This window comes from Acetomicrobium mobile, assembly GCF_937920065.1.
On the sequence record NZ_CALETC010000152.1, the window covers coordinates 1 to 2,811 of the forward strand.

Here is a 2,811-nt window from a genome sequence, read left to right on the forward strand (position 1 = left end):
ATGAGGCCAAGGCGGTCATGCATTCCTTTGCCGAAAAAGGATACCTGGCCAGCGGAAACAGGGGCACAAACTACCTATTTGTCGATGCCAACGGCAAAATTCTCCAAATAGCCGATAATTGCTACAAAATCATTGAAGAGCAAGTTAATCCTTCCCTGAAAAAAGATGGCGAGGAATATAAGGGTATTTACTTCACCGTATCTCGTGTAAACGACTACGGATCGCCCGAGGATGCACTCATCTCAAATTACGGCAACATAACAATTGAACTGGCCAACTCTCCAAAAGTATCGAAACATCCGGCAATGTGGAATTTTGAGAGAGCTCAATCAAGTGCAACAATTTTGATAGATCCTGAATATCCTGAAACTTTAACAACCATTTTCGTGACGTTACCAGCCTACGGATACTCCATACCATTTTTAATGGGGGCCAACGCTACCCCTCGCGCGCTCATGGACGGCACTGTGTATGAAAAGCAAAGAACAAGCTTTGAATACAGCGAATTTCATGAGGCCGGCATCAACGATATGTGGAGAAAGTTCATATATGGCGTGAGGGCTGACCTAAAGGAAGGAAAAGACGTACAGGAAGAGTTAAACGAGAACTTCCAAAAAATGGTCGATTTCATCTTGGCGATGAACGATTAGAAAAGATCACAACTTACTAAAAAATACCGAGCGGTTGCCTCCTCCCGCTCGGTATTTTAATTTGAAGTCAACAATCTCTATCGCAGAGCCTAACGCCAATTGACAAAGTAAACATTAAAAAGTAGTCTATAACTTACACCAAATACTGTATGGCAATCTGGAGGGAGAACATTGGATAAGGTCAAGTTTATTGTAGCTGCAACGCTTTTTATATTTCTTATAGCAAGCGGGGGCATTGTTTATGCTGACGCACCGTATCATATTGGCATCGTAACCGGGACAGTTTCACAGGGTGAAGATGAACTTCGCGGCGCTGAAAAGCTTATCGAAGATTACGGTGATGCATCGTCTGGTGGCATGATAGCCCATGTGACCTATCCTGATAATTTTATGCAGGAAATGGAAACAGTGATAAGCCAAATAGTTGGCCTAGCCGATGATCCTTTAATGAAAGCTATTGTCGTCAATCAATCAATACCCGGAACTACAGAGGCCTTTAGGCGTGTTAAGGAAAAGAGGCCGGATATTTTGTGCTTTGCTGCCGAAGCCCAGGAGGATCCTGGTGTTATCAGCTCCACAGCCGATTTGGTGACAAGTGTTAATGACGTCTACAGAGGTTATCTTATTCCAGTAGCGGCTAAAATGATGGGAGCCACGGATTTTGTACATATATCTTTCCCAAGACATATGAGTTATGAACTGCTTTCTAGGAGACGCAACATAATGGAAGCTGTCTGTAAGGACATAGGCGTTAATTTCCATTTTGAGACTGCACCAGATCCAGTAAGCGACGTCGGTGTGGCGGGAGCCCAGCAATTTATACTGGAAAAAGTCCCCGCTTGGCTAGACAAATACGGCCCAAAAACAGCATTTTTTAATACTAATGTAGCCCATGTCGAACCGCTCATCAGGCAGATAGTAGCTTATGGAGGATATTACGTCGAGTCGTCCGTTCCTTCTCCGCTAAGAGGATACCCTGGTGCGTTAGGCCTAGATCTGACGGCCGAGAAGGGTAACTTCCCAGCAATAATGAAAAAAATAGAAGAAGTAATTATACAAAAGGGTGCTAGTGGGCGGCTTGGTACGTGGGCTTATTCTTGCGGCTACGCCGAGTCAGCGGGTTTAGTTGAGCTGGCACGAAGAATCATCGATGGCGAAGCCGAAATGACTATTGAAGATCTTGTCGATGCTTACGAGAAATATACGCCGGGCTCGGAATGGAATGGGAGCTATTACGTTGATTTGAGCACTGGGATCGAGAAGACAAATTATATACTTGTCTACCAGGATACATATGTTTTCGGCAGAGGCTATCTCGGATTAACAAAGCTAGAAGTGCCCGAGAAATATCTTACAATTAGATAATAGATAAAAATCTAGGGACAATATAGGCGACCATATAAACAAGTTATACAGATAGACCAAAAGGAGGGGATCCTAAAACCATGGCAGAAAAGATCAGCCCGCAAGAGGCAAGGCAAGAAGTGCAATCGGGAAAGGCGTTGTTAGTTTGCGCATACGAGGATGAAGAGCGTTACAAAAAGGTACGCCTTGAGGGTGCTATATCCTTGAAGGAATTCCGCAATAAGGAGCAAGATTTAAGCAAAGATCAAGAGATCATATTTTACTGCGCCTGACATAACGATGCTACGTCTGCCCGTGTGGCAGAATCTTTCGAAGCTCAAGGCTTTTCGAACGTAAAAGTTTTGGCAGGTGGTGTAAACGCCTGGATCAATGCCGGTTATCCGGTTCTTTAAATACAAATGCGACAAATTTGAGCGTATCTCTTCTACATAAGCATTCCAAGGTAGAATCTCGCTATAGACGCTAAGCTCGCCCTTTAAAACAGAGGTTACCAGGCCAGGGGGGAGACCTTGATACCTAAACTTCCCCCCTTTTTTTAAAACCGCTTACCTCAGCGCTCGGAACTTTCGACTAACTAGGCAACTCCTCCAAAGCCACGGTAATACTTTTGCTGTTGAGCATAGACGCCAACTTTGTGGCCTTCGCTTCGTCTACGTCGCAAATAGTCTTTAACCTTACGTCAATCTTGCCTACCCGCTCATATCCCTTGCAGTGCAGATAAGAAGCATATCCGCTTCCTACTATCCCTACAACAACAGGCCCAGGTAACCTTCTCATGTCAGCGTTTGCCTCCTTC

At 44.6% G+C, this 2,811-nt stretch carries 3 protein-coding genes and 1 pseudogene; 3 read left to right on the plus strand and 1 reads right to left on the minus strand.

The window, feature by feature from the left end; all coding sequences use genetic code 11:
• From Q7P41_RS05850 to Q7P41_RS05860, 3 genes are all read left to right on the plus strand, one after another.
• Positions 1–650, plus strand: a 650-nt coding sequence (locus Q7P41_RS05850) for a hypothetical protein (RefSeq protein ID WP_303882855.1), incomplete at its 5' end; no start/stop codon positions are given.
• A gap of 210 nt (positions 651–860) precedes the next feature.
• The gene (locus Q7P41_RS05855) at positions 861–2,015 is read left to right on the plus strand and encodes a DUF3798 domain-containing protein (RefSeq protein WP_303882858.1); all 1,155 of its coding nucleotides are present in this window, start codon (positions 861–863) and stop codon (positions 2,013–2,015) included.
• Positions 2,016–2,095: 80 nt separating this feature from the next.
• Entirely contained in the window at positions 2,096–2,287 is a 192-nt protein-coding gene (locus Q7P41_RS05860) for a rhodanese-like domain-containing protein (RefSeq protein ID WP_303882857.1), read from the plus strand.
• 298 nt (positions 2,288–2,585) lie between these two features.
• Here Q7P41_RS05860 and Q7P41_RS05865 read toward each other — a convergent pair.
• Positions 2,586–2,811: pseudogene (locus Q7P41_RS05865) on the minus strand (hypothetical protein); the annotation flags it as partial.

Excerpts from the sequence above, each read along its gene's own strand:
- Q7P41_RS05860 (WP_303882857.1), top strand. The coding sequence starts at position 2,096 with ATGGCAGAAAAGATCAGCCCGCAAGAGGCAAGGCAAGAAGTGCAATCG.